The 16,631-nt window shown below is 54.9% G+C and carries 19 protein-coding genes; 14 read left to right on the top strand and 5 right to left on the bottom strand.

Annotated elements, in window-relative coordinates; translation table 11 throughout:
* Positions 1-9: 9 nt before the first annotated feature.
* The 3 genes from alaS (at position 10) to TA5113_RS14740 (ending at position 3,546) form a co-directional block, all read left to right on the top strand.
* Positions 10-2,676, top strand: a complete 2,667-nt coding sequence (gene alaS, locus TA5113_RS14750; RefSeq protein ID WP_058316091.1) for an alanine--tRNA ligase — start codon at positions 10-12, stop codon at positions 2,674-2,676.
* Between the two features lie 19 nt (positions 2,677-2,695).
* The gene (locus TA5113_RS14745) at positions 2,696-2,980 is read left to right on the top strand and encodes a DUF1330 domain-containing protein (RefSeq protein WP_058316092.1); all 285 of its coding nucleotides are present in this window, start codon (positions 2,696-2,698) and stop codon (positions 2,978-2,980) included.
* Positions 2,981-3,159: 179 nt separating this feature from the next.
* Positions 3,160-3,546, top strand: coding sequence for a VOC family protein (locus TA5113_RS14740; RefSeq protein ID WP_058316093.1), 387 nt, complete (start codon positions 3,160-3,162; stop codon positions 3,544-3,546).
* Between the two features lie 80 nt (positions 3,547-3,626).
* Here the strand turns inward: TA5113_RS14740 and typA are convergent, their stop codons facing one another.
* From typA to TA5113_RS14715, 5 genes are all read right to left on the bottom strand, one after another.
* Positions 3,627-5,447, bottom strand: a complete 1,821-nt coding sequence (gene typA, locus TA5113_RS14735) for a translational GTPase TypA (protein ID WP_058316094.1) — start codon at positions 5,445-5,447, stop codon at positions 3,627-3,629.
* A gap of 122 nt (positions 5,448-5,569) precedes the next feature.
* Positions 5,570-5,905, bottom strand: a complete 336-nt coding sequence (locus tag TA5113_RS14730; protein ID WP_058316095.1) for a DMT family transporter — start codon at positions 5,903-5,905, stop codon at positions 5,570-5,572.
* A gap of 136 nt (positions 5,906-6,041) precedes the next feature.
* Positions 6,042-7,214 (bottom strand): HD domain-containing protein, encoded by a 1,173-nt coding sequence (locus TA5113_RS14725; protein ID WP_058316096.1) that lies wholly within the window; start codon positions 7,212-7,214, stop codon positions 6,042-6,044.
* On the bottom strand, positions 7,207-7,449 hold the full coding sequence (locus tag TA5113_RS14720) for a hypothetical protein (RefSeq protein WP_058316097.1): 243 nt from the start codon (positions 7,447-7,449) through the stop codon (positions 7,207-7,209). Before TA5113_RS14720 ends, TA5113_RS14725 begins: the two co-directional genes overlap by 8 nt.
* Before the next feature lie 4 nt (positions 7,450-7,453).
* Positions 7,454-8,107 carry an alpha/beta hydrolase gene (locus tag TA5113_RS14715; protein WP_058316098.1) on the bottom strand — a complete coding sequence of 218 codons (654 nt, stop codon included), beginning with the start codon at positions 8,105-8,107 and terminating at the stop codon, positions 7,454-7,456.
* A gap of 168 nt (positions 8,108-8,275) precedes the next feature.
* On the opposite strand from TA5113_RS14715, the gene iscR reads away from it, so the two are divergent.
* The 11 genes from iscR to TA5113_RS14660 all read left to right on the top strand — a co-directional run bounded on the left by iscR (position 8,276) and on the right by TA5113_RS14660 (position 16,590).
* Positions 8,276-8,740 carry a Fe-S cluster assembly transcriptional regulator IscR gene (iscR, locus tag TA5113_RS14710; protein WP_058316099.1) on the top strand — a complete coding sequence of 155 codons (465 nt, stop codon included), beginning with the start codon at positions 8,276-8,278 and terminating at the stop codon, positions 8,738-8,740.
* Positions 8,737-9,777 carry a cysteine desulfurase family protein gene (locus tag TA5113_RS14705; RefSeq protein WP_058316100.1) on the top strand — a complete coding sequence of 347 codons (1,041 nt, stop codon included), beginning with the start codon at positions 8,737-8,739 and terminating at the stop codon, positions 9,775-9,777. Before iscR ends, TA5113_RS14705 begins: the two co-directional genes overlap by 4 nt.
* 21 nt (positions 9,778-9,798) lie before the next feature.
* Positions 9,799-11,310 carry a Fe-S cluster assembly protein SufB gene (sufB, locus tag TA5113_RS14700; RefSeq protein ID WP_058316101.1) on the top strand — a complete coding sequence of 504 codons (1,512 nt, stop codon included), beginning with the start codon at positions 9,799-9,801 and terminating at the stop codon, positions 11,308-11,310.
* The gene (locus TA5113_RS14695) at positions 11,310-11,513 is read left to right on the top strand and encodes a hypothetical protein (protein ID WP_058316102.1); all 204 of its coding nucleotides are present in this window, start codon (positions 11,310-11,312) and stop codon (positions 11,511-11,513) included. The genes sufB and TA5113_RS14695 overlap by 1 nt, the downstream gene beginning before the upstream one ends.
* Positions 11,513-11,743 carry a hypothetical protein gene (locus TA5113_RS14690; RefSeq protein ID WP_058316103.1) on the top strand — a complete coding sequence of 77 codons (231 nt, stop codon included), beginning with the start codon at positions 11,513-11,515 and terminating at the stop codon, positions 11,741-11,743. Before TA5113_RS14695 ends, TA5113_RS14690 begins: the two co-directional genes overlap by 1 nt.
* Before the next feature lies 1 nt (position 11,744).
* The gene (locus tag TA5113_RS14685) at positions 11,745-12,059 is read left to right on the top strand and encodes a heavy metal-binding domain-containing protein (RefSeq protein WP_058316104.1); all 315 of its coding nucleotides are present in this window, start codon (positions 11,745-11,747) and stop codon (positions 12,057-12,059) included.
* A 203-nt stretch (positions 12,060-12,262) separates the two neighbouring features.
* Positions 12,263-13,018 (top strand): Fe-S cluster assembly ATPase SufC, encoded by a 756-nt coding sequence (gene sufC / locus TA5113_RS14680; protein WP_058316105.1) that lies wholly within the window; start codon positions 12,263-12,265, stop codon positions 13,016-13,018.
* A complete protein-coding gene (locus TA5113_RS14675; protein WP_058316106.1) occupies positions 13,018-14,304 on the top strand; it encodes a SufB/SufD family protein in 1,287 nt (428 codons plus the stop codon). The genes sufC and TA5113_RS14675 overlap by 1 nt, the downstream gene beginning before the upstream one ends.
* The gene (locus TA5113_RS14670; protein ID WP_058316107.1) at positions 14,304-14,786 is read left to right on the top strand and encodes a hypothetical protein; all 483 of its coding nucleotides are present in this window, start codon (positions 14,304-14,306) and stop codon (positions 14,784-14,786) included. The genes TA5113_RS14675 and TA5113_RS14670 overlap by 1 nt, the downstream gene beginning before the upstream one ends.
* A 14-nt stretch (positions 14,787-14,800) precedes the next feature.
* On the top strand, positions 14,801-15,358 hold the full coding sequence (locus TA5113_RS14665) for a YIP1 family protein (protein ID WP_058316108.1): 558 nt from the start codon (positions 14,801-14,803) through the stop codon (positions 15,356-15,358).
* A gap of 11 nt (positions 15,359-15,369) precedes the next feature.
* The gene (locus tag TA5113_RS14660; protein ID WP_058316109.1) at positions 15,370-16,590 is read left to right on the top strand and encodes a cysteine desulfurase; all 1,221 of its coding nucleotides are present in this window, start codon (positions 15,370-15,372) and stop codon (positions 16,588-16,590) included.
* Positions 16,591-16,631 lie beyond the last annotated feature (41 nt).

The following is a 16,631-nucleotide window of genomic DNA, read 5'->3' as shown; positions in this document are numbered from 1 at the left end:
GCCTGACGCATGCCAAGTTTGAACGACATCCGGTCGACCTTCCTGAACTATTTTGAAAAACAGGGCCACGAAATCGTGCAGTCCAGCCCGTTGGTTCCACGCAACGATCCAACTCTGATGTTTGTAAACTCGGGTATGGTTCAGTTTAAGAACCTGTTCACTGGGGTTGAAACGCGCGACTATCAACGCGCCACCTCGGCACAAAAATGTGTACGCGCTGGCGGCAAGCACAATGACCTAGACAATGTGGGTTACACCGCACGTCACCACACCTTTTTTGAAATGCTCGGCAACTTCAGCTTTGGCGACTATTTCAAAGATGACGCGATCCCCTTCGCGTGGGAGCTGATCACCAAGGAATTCGATATTCCAAAAGAAAAGCTCTATACGACGGTTTACCACACCGACGATGAAGCCTTTGAAATCTGGAAGAAAGTTGGCGTTCCTGAGGATCGGATTATCCGCATCGCAACAAACGACAACTTCTGGCAGATGGGCCCAACCGGCCCATGCGGCCCGTGCACCGAGATTTTCTATGATCACGGCGATCACATCTGGGGTGGCCCTCCGGGTTCCCCGGAAGAAGACGGCGACCGGTTTATCGAAATCTGGAACGTTGTTTTCATGCAGAACGAGCAGTTCGAAGACGGCTCCATGAAAGCGCTGGATATGCAGTCCATCGACACCGGTATGGGGCTTGAGCGTATCGGTGCGCTGCTGCAGGGTAGCCACGACAACTACGACACCGACCTGATGAAGGCACTGATTGAAGCCTCAGCCCATGCGACGTCCGTTGATCCATATGGTGACAAGAACGTGCACCACCGGGTGATTGCAGACCACCTTCGCTCGACATCTTTCCTGATTGCCGACGGCGTGATGCCATCCAATGACGGTCGTGGCTATGTTCTGCGCCGCATCATGCGTCGCGCGATGCGTCATGCGCACCTCTTGGGCGCGAAAGATCCGGTGATGCACCAGCTGGTGCCATCATTGGTTCAGCAAATGGGCGCGGCCTATCCTGAACTCGGACAAGCACAGTCTTTGATCGAAGAAACCCTGAAGCTTGAAGAGACCCGTTTTAAACAGACTTTGGATCGCGGCCTAAAGCTGCTTGACGATGAGCTGTCGAGTCTGGACGAGGGCGCACAGCTGCCCGGCGCAGCGGCGTTCAAACTCTATGACACTTACGGGTTCCCTCTCGATCTGACGCAGGATGCGCTGCGTGAGAAGGGCCGCGAAGTAGACACCGACGGCTTTGACGAAGCCATGGCAGAACAAAAAGCCAAGGCGCGTGCCGCTTGGGCAGGCTCTGGTGAAGCAGCGGACAGCACCATTTGGTTTGACATCGCCGAAGACAAGGGCACCACAGATTTCTTGGGCTATGACACGGAAGTCGCCGAGGGTCAGGTCATCGCGATAGTAGCAGATGGCAAGCTCATCGATGAGTTAGTTGAACTTGGTACGGGTTGGGTCGTTACCAATCAAACTCCATTCTATGCCGAGTCAGGCGGACAAGTTGGAGATACCGGAACGTATATTAAAGCGGATGGTAGCGAAGGCGTTGGCCACATTGACGATACGAAGAAAATGGCTGGTGGTGTTTTTGCACATAAAGTGACACCAACACACGGCGTACTCAAAGTCGGCGATCCCTTAGAGTTGAAGGTGAACCATGCACGCCGCACCGCGATCCGTGCAAACCACTCGGCAACCCACCTGTTGCACGAAGCACTGCGCAACGCACTTGGTGATCACGTGGCGCAGCGTGGCTCGCTCAATGCCGAGGATCGTCTGCGTTTTGACTTCAGCCATGCCAAAGCCTTGTCCGCCGACGAACTGGCGCAGGTGAGCCAAGAGGTGAACACCTATATTCGCCAGAACACCGCAGTTGAAACCCGGATCATGACCCCGGATGATGCCCGCGACATTGGTGCGCAGGCATTGTTTGGCGAGAAATACGGCGATGAGGTCCGTGTGGTCTCCATGGGTCGTGCTGACACTGGAAAAGGGCTTGATGGCGAAACCTACTCGCTGGAACTCTGCGGCGGTACACATGTTAAGCAGACCGGCGATATCGGGTCCTTCGTACTGCTTGGGGACAGCGCGTCTTCTGCGGGCGTGCGCCGGATTGAAGCCCTGACAGGACCCGCCGCAGAAGCACATACCGCCGCTGAATCGGCACGATTCGCGGACGTTCTCGCCGCTCTGAAGGCTCAGCCAACTGACGTGGTCGACCGCGTGAAGGGCCTGCTGGACGAACGCAAGTCGCTTCAAAATGAAGTCGCACAACTGCGTCGGGAATTGGCGATGGCTGGAGGTTCCAGCGATGGCGGCGCAGATGCCAAAGAAATCAACGGTATAAAGTTCGTTGCTCAAGTGCTTTCAGGCGTTTCGGGCCGCGACCTTCCCGCCCTGATCGACGAGCACAAAGCACGTATCGAAAGCGGCGCGGTTCTGTTGATTGCAGACGCCGACGGCAAAGCCGCCGTGGCAGCCGGTGTTACCAAAGACTTGACCGATACAGTAAAAGCACCTGATTTGGTGCGTGCCGCTGTGGTTGAGCTTGGCGGCAAAGGCGGTGGTGGACGCCCCGATATGGCTCAAGGTGGCGCGAAGTCGACTGAGAACGCGGAAGCTGCTATCGCCGCAGCGGAAGCCGTGATTGCAGGGTAAAACAGGGTAGGGAGCTTCTATGTCCGCATATATTATTGCCGGAATTCATGTCACTGATCCGGATGACTACGTTAACTACGCCAGTCAGACGGTCAAATCCGCAGAAAAGGCCGGTGGCAAGTTTCTTGTTAAGGGCGGGGAGCAGGATGTCATAGAAGGCACCGCACCCGGTCGCCATGCGGTTATTGAATTTCCCAGCAAACAGGCGGCATTGGATTGGTATAATTCGGAAGAGTACCAAGCCATCTTGCCTATCGCACTCCGTGCGTCGGATCGTTATTTTATGATTGTTGAGGGTGTCTGACACCATCGCTTTGGGTCAGGCCCTTGGCTGTTCCTGACCCAAATTCCAAAGCGACAGAATGCAATTTCGCTGATCGCAACCCTAGGCGATCTATTACCACGATCGACAACTTTGCATAAATCTCTCGGTTATTGCCGAACCCCGTGGCAAGTTATCTCCAATTCATTTTGGAGAACGCTATGGCACTCGGTGCATTTTCAGTGAGCCTGTCGGTCGAAGACCTCAAAGCCTCGATCGAATTCTATGAGACCCTTGGGTTCCAACAATTTCATGACATGTCCGAACACGGCTTCGCCATCCTGAAAAATGGCCACGCGGTGATTGGCCTGTTCCAAGGCATGTTTGAGGGCAATATTCTCACTCTAAACCCCGGCTGGGATCAAAGCGCGCAACCGGTTGACGCTTTTGAGGACGTGCGCGACCTGCAGTCCCGTTTGCAGGCGGCGGGCATCGCGCTCGACACAACCGCAGACCCGAACAGCACGGGCCCCGCAAGCATCACCCTCAGAGACCCGGACGGAAACGCCATCCTCTTTGATCAACACGTGGACCGCCCGCAAAAATAAAAGGGCCCGAAAGCCCTTTCACCTTTGTCAAAATACTCCGGGGGTTTGGGGGCTGGCCCCCAATCCTACCCAGCTTGTCTTTAGCCAGCGGATTTGGACATCCGCTTACGCTCATGCGGGTCAAGATAGCGCTTACGCAGACGCACGGTGTTTGGTGTCACTTCCACCAGCTCGTCATCGTTAATGTAAGCAATCGCTTCTTCCAGAGACAGCACCATCGGAGTGGTCAAACGTACCGCATCGTCAGAGCCAGAGGCCCGCACGTTGGTCAGCTTCTTACCCTTCAGCGGGTTCACTTCCAGATCGTTGTCACGGGAGTGCTCGCCAATAATCATACCGGTATAAACATCCGCCTGCGCGCCAATCATCATCTTGCCACGCTCTTCAAGGTTCCAAAGCGCGTAAGCGACCGATGTGCCGTTCTCCATCGAGATCAGAACACCCGCGCGACGACCAGGGATTGCACCTTTGTAAGGGGCCCAGCCATGGAAAACGCGGTTCAGAACGCCAGTGCCGCGCGTGTCGGTCAGGAACTCGCCGTGATAACCGATCAGGCCACGGGACGGTACGTGGGCGATGATACGAGTCTTGCCCGCACCGGCCTGACGCATCTCGACCAACTCACCTTTACGGGACCCGGTCAGTTTTTCGATCACCGCACCGGAATATTCGTCATCCACGTCGATGGTCGCTTCTTCGATGGGCTCGATCTTCTGGCCATCTTCTTCGCGCATGATCACCTGCGGACGAGAGATCGACAGCTCAAAGCCTTCACGACGCATGTTCTCAATCAGAACACCCATCTGAAGTTCGCCACGACCGGACACCTCAAAAGCCTCACCACCCGGCGTGTCAGCGATTTTGATCGCCACGTTGGATTCCGCTTCTTTGTAAAGACGGTCACGGATCACACGGGACTGAACCTTTTTGCCGTCACGACCCGCCAGAGGGGAGTCGTTGATGCCGAAGGTCACGGTGATGGTTGGCGGGTCAATCGGTTGCGCGTCCAGAGGCTCATCTACCGCCAGCGCACAGATCGTGTCCGCAACGGTGGCTTTCGCCATGCCGGCAATGGACACGATGTCACCCGCTTGCGCTTCTTCGATGTCTTGCTGTGCAAGGCCGCGGAAGGCTTGGATTTTGGTCACGCGGAACTGTTCAATCTTTTGACCAACACGAGACAGCGCTTGGACTGTCGCGCCGACTTTCAAAGTGCCGGATTCAACACGACCTGTCAGGATACGGCCAACAAATGGGTCAGAGCCCAAAGTGGTTGCCAACATGCGGAAGTCTTCGCCTTGGCGTTTGATCTGCTTTGGCTCAGGCACGTGGTTCACGATCAGGTTGAAGAGCGCAGAGAGGTCTTTGCGAGGGCCATCCAATTCATGATCCGCCCAACCAGACCGGCCAGATGCATACATGTGTGGGAAGTCCAGCTGATCTTCAGACGCATCCAAAGACGCGAACAGGTCAAAACACTCATCCAGCGCGCGGTCGGGCTCGGCGTCGGGTTTGTCGACTTTGTTCAGCACCACAATTGGGCGCAGACCCAGCGCAAGCGCCTTAGAGGTCACAAATTTGGTCTGAGGCATCGGGCCTTCAGCCGCATCCACCAGCAGCACAACACCGTCAACCATGCTCAGGATACGCTCGACTTCGCCGCCGAAGTCCGCGTGGCCTGGGGTGTCCACGATATTGATACGGGTGTTGTTCCACTCAACGCTTGTTGGTTTCGCGAAGATGGTGATGCCACGCTCGCGTTCCAAATCGTTGCTGTCCATGGCCCGCTCGGCCACTTCTTGGTTTGCGCGGAAGGCGCCGGATTGTTTCAGTAGCTCGTCCACCAGCGTGGTTTTGCCGTGGTCAACGTGTGCGATGATCGCAATATTGCGAAGGTCCATGAGCCTGCCTCTTAAATGTTCTCGCGCGCCCTAACGCGTCACGTCGCGAAAAGCCAGCCCCAAAAGCGACAACCTCGCTGCGAAGCCCAAATTTGCGCACTGCTTACAACAAAACGACGGATTTAGTGGCTGGCAGAGCTGGAAAACAGGTGGATCACAAGCACACCGGAAATGATCAACCCAAGACCCAAAACCGCCGCCAGATCGAGGCTTTGCGAAAAGACCACATAGCCGATTACTGTAATCAGCACGATGCCCAGCCCGGACCAAATCGCGTAAGCGATGCCAACCGGGATGTATTTGAGCGTGTGTCCCAGCAAGTAGAATGACAGCCCGTAGGCGATGACGACCAACACAGACGGCCAGAATTTGGAAAACTGCTGGCTGGCTTGCAGCGCAGACGTTCCGACGGTTTCAGCGGCAATGGCCACGATGAGAAAGAGATAGGCTTTGGGCATTTTGGCATTCCGATGTGTTTAAGTGCACATGGCAAATGGTGAAAATGGGAAGGGTGGCTACGGAGATCTATATTGATCACACATTGGCTCTCTCATTTATGTCAGAACAAATGCGACGGAGAAAGCGCAGAAATCGTTAGCGTGCGGAAGTGCCGTCGAAAAACTTAGCAATTTTTGACTGTAAATGCGCCCAAAGATTTGGCGCACCTTTTTCAACTTTCCAGCCAACCCGGTCCTCAAGTTGCTTACGGGAAACGTTATATTCGATCCAACTGCCGCCACCTGTCTCTAGGTTCGCAATCACCGGCTGCACACGGTCGACCGATTTGGCAAACACCGCGTCATTGCTTTCAGCCGCCTCAAACTCTTCCCAAAGCGCGCGCAGGTCTGCGCCTTGCTGGCAGGGAAGCAAACCAAAGATCCTATCCGCAGCGGCTTGCTCGATTGCTTCCATCTCTGCGATGTCATGGTCCCCATGGATCGGTTTGTCGCCTGCATCGATCTCCACCAGATCGTGGATCAAAAGCATTTGTATGACACGATCAATGTCGATTGGGGTGGCGGCATGTTCAGCAAGGACCAGCGCATACATCGCAATGTGCCAAGAGTGTTCACCAGTAAGCTCACGCCGGGACCCATCACAAAGGAGTGTCGCACGTTCAACGGTCTTCAAACGATCGACCTCGGCCAAGAACCCGATCTGCTTCTGAAAATGTTCCGACCCGGTTGTCTCTTGCCACTCTAAGCGCGAAGCGACTTCAGCATATGCTTCAGGAAATCCGCTTTTCAGGGTCTTGGCGCGCCCGGACCGCAAATTCTCACGTACAACGCAGCGATGCTCTTCAGGGGAACCACTGTTTGTCAGTGTTTGAAACATCGGCTGACAGTGATCAAGATGTTTGGCAAACCAGGCGGAGAGCGACGTATTGGCTTCAAATTCCATCCAGTCGTTTTTTAAGGCCTGCATTTGATCCTCAGGGAGAAGACCAAAAATGCGTTCTGCAGCAAGCGCTTCTTGCCTTGCCACAGCGTCCCAATCCGTCTCGACGTTGATCGGGTGATCCCCCGCATCGATTTCAACAATATCGTGCAACAGCAGCATACGAATGGCCGTCGCCAGATCTGCGTTTTCAAAGGCGTGATCCCACAAAACCAGCGCAAAGAGAGCGAGGTGCCAGCTATGCTCAGCCGAGTTTTCAACCCGGCTGTTGTCAATCAGCAAGGTCGAGCGGTCTATCGATTTAAGCTTGTCAATTTCAGTTAGGAACGCGAGCTGTTGGTTCAAACGCTCCGCAACGCGCTCATCCATTCGGATCAAGCCCTGCGGCTTTGGCCGCTGCAGCAATCTTGGCATCAAGCAGCTTGCGCGCGCGGGTTTCAGAGTCATAGACCCGAATAGCCGTCATAAAGGCCTCGTGCATTTTGCTGGACGAGGCCTCTAACACAGCCGCGACTTCCTGCACCAAATTCAAGTCATCCGTTTCCTTCTGCACAAGCAGAACGTCCCGAGCGAGCTTTTCGGCGAGGGAATCGATGTAACTCATTTCATTAACGCGTGTTTTCAGTCAGACGACGTTTCACATAGTCACTCACATTGCCGATCATGGTGTCCATATGTGGCTCTTCAAAGAAGTGGCCGGACCCTTCGATCTCTTGGTGAGTGATGGTGATGCCTTTTTGCTCGTGAAGCTTGTTCACCAGCGCAGTCGTATCTGAAGGCGGCGCAACGCGGTCATTCGTGCCATTGATAATCAGACCAGAAGACGGGCAGGGCGCCAAGAAGCTAAAATCATACATGTTGGCCGGTGGCGACACAGAGATGAAGCCAGTGATCTCTGGGCGGCGCATCAAAAGCTGCATGCCAATCCAAGCGCCAAAGCTAAAGCCGGCAACCCAGCAATGCTTGGAGTTGTTGTTCATGGATTGCAGATAATCCAGAGCGCTTGCCGCGTCAGACAATTCGCCAACACCCTGATCGTATTCGCCTTGGCTGCGACCGACGCCCCGGAAATTGAACCGCAGCACAGTGAAGCCCATGTTGTAGAAGGCATAGTGCAGATTGTAGACGACCTTGTTGTTCATCGTCCCGCCAAACTGAGGGTGCGGGTGCAAAACGATTGCGATCGGTGCGTCACGGTCTTTTTGGGGGTGATAGCGGCCTTCTAGGCGACCTTCGGGTCCTGGAAAAATGACCTCGGGCATAGGTTTTCCCTGCTCCTGTTTTTTGGCCGTTACATTCTTGACGAATTTGCTCAGCCACTTTAGAACGGTTCTAAGAAATGCGATTTGGACGGAAGTCCAATAGCGTTCTATGCGGTGTAAGCATAGAAGCGTTCTAGGTCAATCAATTCGCTTGGGGGCGAAGCTGCTATGAAACTATCGACAAAAGGGCGCTATGCAATGGTCGCGCTTGCCGATATCGCGATGCAACCCCATGAAAAGCTTATAACTTTATCTGAAATCTCCGAACGCCAAGACATCTCGCTGGCCTATCTTGAGCAATTATTTGTCAAATTGCGCCGCGCAAATTTGGTTGAATCCGTGCGCGGGCCGGGCGGCGGTTATCGATTGGCCAAAGCTACATCAGAGATTCGCGTGGTTGATATCCTTTCCGCAGTGGATGAGACCGTTTCAGCGCTTCACACAGGTGCAGGGGCATCTGGCGCTAAATCGGGCTCCAAAGCACAGTCGATGACCAACCGTCTATGGGAAGGTCTCTCCGCACATGTTTATGTTTTCCTGCACCAAACCCGCTTGTCGGATGTGATCGAAAACGGGCTGGCACCGTGTCCTGCGGTTCCTAACCTCTTTGACGTGGTTGATGACCCGGAATGAGGACGTATCTGGACCATAACGCAACAACGCCACTGCGCCCCGAGGCGCGGGACGCGATGATTGCGGCCATGGATGTGGTCGGAAACCCGTCTTCTGTGCATGCGGAAGGGCGTGCGGCGAAGTCCCTGATGGAGAAATCCCGCGGCGCGATCGCGACCGCTTTCGGCGCGGATGGCGCGGATGTGATTTTCACCTCAAGCGCAACTGAGGCCGCATCTCTGGCGCTTGAGGGGCGTGATCTGGCTGGCAGCGCAGTTGAACATGACGCTGTAAGAGCTTGGATTAGAGAAGAATTACCTGCAGATCAGGCGGGCGTTGTTGCGATAGAAACACCCGAAACATCCACCTTGCAACTCGCCAATTCTGAAACCGGCGTGATCCAAAAGATCCCGGAAGGACTTGCCGTTTGTGATGCCACGCAGGCCTTTGGCAAACTGCCTGTTGCCTTCAACTGGCTTGGCGCGGAAATGGCATTTGTTTCCGCGCACAAGTTGGGCGGCCCCAAAGGTGTTGGCGCTTTGGTCGTGAAAAGGGGCACGGACGTCAATGCACGCCTCAAGGGGGGCGGACAGGAAATGGGTCGTCGTGCAGGGACGGAAAATATCATTGGTGTTGCGGGCTTTGCCGCAGCGGCCACGGCAGCGGTGAAAGAGCTGGAAGAGGGCGTTTGGAAAGAGGTCGCGCGCCTGCGCGATTTGCTGGAAACCACCCTTGCCGACGCCGCACCCGATACCATCTTTATGGGACAAACATCTGATCGTTTGCCCAACACCTCATGCTTTGCGGTCCCCGGTTGGAAAGGGGAAACGCAGGTCATGCAAATGGACCTTGCGGGCTATGCGATTTCTGCTGGCTCAGCCTGCTCCTCAGGCAAGGTCAAAGCAAGCGCCGTTCTGACGGCAATGGGATATGACGCCACGGTGGCGTCAAGCGCGATCCGGGTCAGCCTAGGCCCGAACACCCGCGAAGAAGAAATCTTGGGTTTTGCCGATAAGTGGCTGGCTCAACTGCAGAAATACCGCGCCAAGGCGGCGTGAATAAAGGACAGGAGACGCGAAATGGCCACTCTTGAGAAGTCCGAAGTGAAGGAAGGCGTCGACCAGGAAACGGTTGATGCGGTCCGCGAAGTCGGTGGCGCATATAAATACGGTTGGGAAACCGATATTGAGATGGAGTACGCTCCGAAAGGTCTCAATGAAGACATCGTTCGGCTGATTTCTGAAAAGAATGAAGAGCCTGAATGGATGACTGAATGGCGTCTGGCGGCGTATCGCCGTTGGCTCAAAAAGGAAGAGCCCGATTGGGCCATGGTCAGCTATCCTGAGATCGATTTTCAGGACCAGTATTACTATGCGCGTCCAAAGAGCATGGAAGTGAAACCAAAGTCCTTGGACGAGGTGGATCCAAAACTGCTGGCCACATACGAAAAGCTCGGCATCCCTTTGAAAGAACAAGCGATTTTGGCTGGCGTTGAAATGCCAGAAGAAGAGCGCAAAGTCGCGGTGGATGCGGTGTTTGACTCCGTTTCTGTCGGCACAACGTTCCAGGAAGAGCTGAAGAAAGCGGGCGTCATCTTCTGCTCGATCTCTGAAGCGATCAAAGAACATCCTGAACTGGTGAAAAAGTATCTCGGTTCCGTGGTTCCGGTCACTGACAACTTCTATGCAACTCTGAACTCCGCGGTCTTCTCTGACGGCTCGTTTGTTTACATCCCACCCGGGGTGCGTTGCCCAATGGAACTGTCCACCTATTTCCGCATCAATGCTGAAAACACTGGCCAGTTCGAACGCACATTGATCATCGCGGACAAGGGCTCTTACGTGTCATACCTTGAGGGCTGTACCGCACCTCAGCGTGACACAGCCCAGCTGCACGCTGCGGTGGTTGAGATCATCATCGAAGAAGATGCAGAAGTGAAATACTCCACCGTCCAGAACTGGTTCCCAGGCAATGAGAACGGCGAAGGCGGCATCTATAACTTCGTGACCAAGCGCGCGGATTGCCGTGGCGATCGGGCGAAGATGATGTGGACGCAGGTGGAAACTGGTTCTTCTGTAACTTGGAAATACCCATCCTGCATCCTGCGCGGTGAAGAAAGCCAAGGCGAGTTCTATTCCATCGCCATCGCAAACAACCACCAGCAGGCCGATACAGGCACAAAGATGATCCACTTGGGCAAAAACACCAAGTCCCGGATCGTGTCCAAAGGGATCTCTGCCGGTGTTGCGCAGAATACGTATCGCGGTCAGGTGTCCATGCACCCGAAAGCCAAGAATTCACGCAACTACACCCAGTGTGACAGCTTGCTGATTGGCGATAAATGCGGGGCGCACACGGTGCCTTATATCGAGGTGAAAAATAACTCGTCTCGGGTGGAACATGAGGCGACCACTTCCAAGGTGGATGATGAGCAAATGTTCTACTGCCGTCAGCGTGGCATGGACGAAGAAGAAGCGGTCGCCTTGATCGTGAATGGCTTCGCCAAAGAAGTGCTGCAGGCATTGCCAATGGAATTCGCTATGGAAGCACAACAACTTGTTGCGATCTCACTGGAAGGATCCGTGGGCTAATGGAAACCATTCAACAGCTCATGCAGCAATCTCTTGGGGTTGGCGTTGGTATGACCATCGGCAGCCTGATCGGGTTGAGCTTTCGCAAGCGCAAAGGCAACACAGAAGGGCTCGTAGGCGGGTCGGTCTTTGTAACCTCGGCGCTGATCGGGGCGGTGTGTATGGCGATCATGATGTTGATCAACTGGATTGGCGGCATGTGATGGAAAACAGCCAGAACAAATCTCGGTATTTGCATGCGCTGTTCACAACGGTGATCGTAAGTGCGGTGCATCCGTTCATCATGGCTTTCATGAACAACGAGCCTTTCAGCATGGCGAATGCGCTTGAGATTGCAAAGTCGGACACCCCGGTCTTTGCCGTGTTCTTTGCGCTCTTCAATTTTGGAATAGCTTGGTACGGCAATCGGGCCGAAGCGAAAAAAGGGAATTGAGATGATAATCACGACAACCAATTCCGTCGAAGGACGCAAGATCATTGACTACCGCGGCATTGTCGTGGGCGAAGCCATCATGGGCGCCAATGTGGTGCGCGATGTGTTTGCTTCGATCACTGACATCGTGGGCGGTCGGTCCGGCGCATACGAAAGCAAGCTGCAGGACGCGCGGGACACCGCATTGCGTGAACTGGAAGAGCGCGCGCTGTCCAAGGGCGCAAATGCCGTTGTCGGCGTGGATCTTGACTATGAGGTGGTCGGCCAATCCATGCTGATGGTATCGGCCTCCGGCACTGCGGTGGTTCTGGACTGATGCTGCGGGCGATGCTCATGGGGGCATGCACGACGGGGCTGTTCTGCGCCGCGTTTGCCTTTGTGATCAGCCAAATCGCTCCGATGCTGACAAACACACAAGTGCTGGCGACGAGTTTCGTCAGCGGGTTTTTAGGGTCCGTTGTGGCCCAGTTACTAATCAAACGTTAACCGCCTGCGCGAACGGCGGATGAGGAATATAATATGTTGGAAATCAAAGGCCTGAAGGTCAAACTTGAAGACGAAGACAAGCAAATCCTGAAGGGTGTCGACCTGAAGGTGGAAGCGGGCAAAGTGCATGCGATCATGGGCCCGAACGGCTCTGGTAAATCCACATTGTCCTATGTGCTTTCCGGCCGTGACGGTTATGAAGTGACCGACGGCGAAGCGACACTGGACGGCGAAGACCTGCTGGACATGGAGCCAGAAGAACGCGCCGCAGAAGGCCTTTTCCTTGCATTCCAATACCCGGTCGAAATTCCTGGTGTGAGCAACATGACCTTCCTGCGCACAGCAGTAAACGCACAGCGCAAAGCGCGTGACGAAGAAGAGCTGAGCGCGACAGACTTCCTGAAAGACATCCGCGCCAAGGCAAAGACCCTAAAGATTGACGCAGACATGCTGAAGCGTCCAGTGAACATGGGTTTCTCGGGTGGCGAGAAAAAGCGTAACGAGATCCTTCAGATGGCGATGCTTGAGCCAAAGATGTGCATCTTGGACGAGACCGACTCTGGTCTGGACGTGGACGCGATGAAGCTGGTGTCTGAAGGCGTGAATGCGCTGCGTGACGAAGGTCGTGGTTTCCTTGTGATCACCCACTATCAGCGCTTGCTCGACCATATCAAACCAGACGTGGTGCACATCATGGCCGACGGTCGCATCGTGAAGACAGGCGGCCCAGAGCTGGCTCTGGAAGTTGAAAACAACGGCTACGCTGACATTCTGGCGGAGACCGCCTAATGAGCTTACTTGTACAAAAACAAGAGGCGACCGCTGCGCTTCTGGACGGGGTTTCCGTTCCCGCGGGTGCTTCCTGGATCACCTCCATCCGTGACGCCGCGATGGCGCGCGTTGTGGACAATGGTTTGCCGCATCGTCGTGATGAATATTGGAAATACACCCGCCCAGACACGCTGACCGCTCAGGACCCAGTGCCTGCACCTGTGTTTGACTCTGGCGAAGCACCGATGTTTGACGAGATCGACCGTCTAAAGGTCGTGTTCGTTGATGGCATTTTCGACGCGGATCAATCCGATGCGCTGGAAGGCGAAGGGTTTACCATAGAATGCCTCTCTGACGTCGCGCAGAAAGACATCCATTGGGCAAAAGACCTTTATGGTCAGCTTGAAGCCAAGGGCCAAGACCCGGTTGAACGACCATTGGCGTCGCTCAATACAGCGCTCGCAGAAGATGGCATTGTGATCCACGTGACTGGCAAAGTCTCTCGTCCGGTCAGCTTCATCTACAAGCACGAAGACGAAAACTCTGACGCGATCCTGCACCATGTGGTCAAGATGGAAGAGGGCACTTCTTTCACTCTGTTGGAAAACGGCCCAGCTGCCGCACGGTTCAATACCGTGTTGGAAGTGGACGTTCCTGACAATGCTGAATTCCACCACGTACGCGCACAAGGCCGCGATCACGATCGTCGTGCGGCGACCCATATGTTCGCCCGTCTAGGCACCGAAAGCGTGTTCAAATGCTTCACGGTAACGGTGAACGGCGTTCTGACCCGCAATGAATGCGTGCTTGAACTGACCGGCGATGACGCCGTGGCCCATGTCGCTGGCGCTTGCGTAGGCGATGGCGAGTTCTCGCATGATGACACGGTCTTCATCACCCATGACGCGGTGAATTGTGAAAGCCGTCAGGTGTTTAAGAAGGTCCTGCGCAACGGTGCAACGGGCGTCTTCCAAGGGAAGATCCTTGTGAAACCAGATGCGCAGAAGACCGACGGCTATCAGATGAGCCAGTCGCTTTTGCTCGATGATGACAGCCAGTTCCTTGCGAAACCAGAGTTGGAAATCTACGCAGATGACGTGGCCTGCTCTCACGGCTCAACGTCTGGTGCGATCGATGAAGAAGGCCTGTTCTATCTGCGCGCGCGTGGCGTGCCAAAGGACATCGCAACCGACCTCATGACACTCGCCTTCCTTGCGGAAGCAGTGGAAGAGATCGAAGACGAAGCTTTGGCTGATTGCATCCTGACCCGCCTTGAAGGCTGGCTCGAGCGTCGGCGCGGCTAATGTCAGTCACCCGCGACATCCTCGCGACCTATCGCCATCCAAAAGCCGTCGCTCTGCGGCGGCAAGCGGATGGCCCGCGCGAGGAGCGGGCCTTGGCGGTGCTGATGGCGGCCTGTATCGTGATATTCGTGGCCCAATGGCCAAGGCTGTCGCGTGAGGCACATTTAGCGGAAACCGAGCTGGGGCCGCTGCTTGGTGGTGCTTTGATGGGTTGGGTCTTTATGGCACCGCTGTTTTTCTATGCGGTGGCCTTTGTGACCCAAATCATCTTGATGCTGTTTGGCGGCACGACCGGCTATCGCGCGCGCATGGCGCTCTTTTGGGCGCTATTGGCAGGTAGCCCACTTATCTTGTTCCAAGGCTTGATTGCAGGTTTTATCGGACCAGGTACATTGAACACGACCTTCGGGCTGATTTGGCTCGCAGCCATCCTTTGCTTCTGGCTCGCAGGCCTTATGGCTGCACGCCAAAAACCGGAATAACGCGGTAAGACGACATGTGGACACAGCTGCTCAAAGACACAATTAATGCGCCCGCAACCGCGGCCAAAACGTTGCTTGCGCTCAAGCCGCAAAACAATGAAGTGTGGCTGGCCTTGGTGTTGGCCATCGTGTTGAACACCATTGTCTTTGTGGTGACGATCATGGTGTCGCCCAATGCGGCACCTGAAGTGGTCCAACTGATCAATCCCTTCATTCTCGCCATTCTGTTTTTTGCAAGCATGGCCGTCGGTGCGCTCACACTTTATGTGGGGGGCAAACCCCTTAGCGGTGCCGCGAGCTTTTATGAAATCCTCACGCTGGTCACCTGGCTGCAATACATGCGATTTGCGGTCCAACTGGTGGGCTTGGTGTTGATGGTCATCCTCCCGGCGCTGTCCACGATCGTGACGTTTCTGGCGATGCTTTACGGGATCTGGATCCTGATGAACTTTGTCAATGAGGCGCAAGGCTATGATTCTTTTGGCAAATCGATTGCCAACCTTGTTCTGGCTTTCATCGGCCTAACCTTTGTGTTCTCACTGTTTATCCCACTGTTTGGCCTGAGCGTTTGAAAGATCCACTGATGTATGATGTCGCAAAAATCCGCGCTGATTTCCCGATCCTGTCCCGCGAGGTGAACGGCAAACCGCTGGTCTATCTAGATAACGGTGCCTCGGCGCAAAAGCCGCAGGTGGTGATTGATGCGATCACCAAAGCCTATTCAGAAGAATACGCCAATGTGCATCGCGGCCTGCATTACCTGAGCAACCTTGCGACAGAGAAATATGAATCCGTGCGCGGGACCGTTGCCAGGTTCCTAGGAGCGGCATCTGAAGACGAAATCGTTTTGAATTCGGGCACCACCGAAGGCATCAATATGGTCGCCTATGGCTGGGCCATGCCACGGCTTGAAGCAGGGGACGAGATCCTGCTGAGCGTCATGGAACACCACGCCAATATCGTGCCCTGGCATTTCCTACGTGAACGTCAGGGCGTGGTGCTGAAATGGGTTGATGTGGCCGATGACGGCAGCCTTGACCCTCAGGCCGTGATTGACGCTATGGGCCCAAAGACCAAACTGGTGGCGATCACCCAATGCTCAAACGTATTGGGCACCTTTGTGGATGTGAAATCCATCGCTGACGCGGCGCATGAGCGCGGTATTCCAGTGTTGGTCGATGGCTCACAGGGCTCCGTGCATGCGCCTGTGAACGTAGAAGATTTGGATTGTGATTTTTATGCGATCACCGGCCACAAGCTTTATGGCCCATCTGGGTCGGGTGCGATCTATGTGAAGAAAGAACGCATGGCCGAGATGCGCCCCTTTATCGGCGGTGGAGATATGATCAAAGAGGTCAGCAAAGAGGCTGTGACCTACAATGATCCCCCCATGAAGTTTGAAGCGGGCACCCCGGGCATCGTGCAAACCATCGGTTTGGGTGTCGCCTTGGATTACATGATGGGTGTCGGCATGGCAAATATCGCGGCCCATGAGAATGCATTGCGTGACTACGCAACAGAGAAGTTTAAGGGCCTGAATTGGCTCAACATCCAAGGCCACGCGCCGGGTAAGGCCGCTATTTTCAGCATGACCTTGCAGGGAGCGGCCCATGCCCATGACATCTCCACCATCCTCGACAAGCGCGGCGTGGCCGTGAGGGCAGGGCATCACTGTGCCGGTCCGCTGATGGATCATCTGGGCGTCAGCGCCACCTGCCGGGCATCTTTTGGCATGTACAACACCACTGAGGAAATCGACATTCTGGTGGACGCGCTGGAACTGGCGCATGAATTATTTGCATAAACATCATATTGCGCCGCAAGCTTTTTTCCCGCTTGCGGCGA

Origin of the sequence: Cognatishimia activa (assembly GCF_001458335.1) — a bacterium.
Classification (GTDB): domain Bacteria; phylum Pseudomonadota; class Alphaproteobacteria; order Rhodobacterales; family Rhodobacteraceae; genus Cognatishimia; species Cognatishimia activa.
The sequence above is the reverse complement of the archived record's forward strand: the minus strand, read 5'-3'. Positions and strand labels throughout refer to the sequence as shown.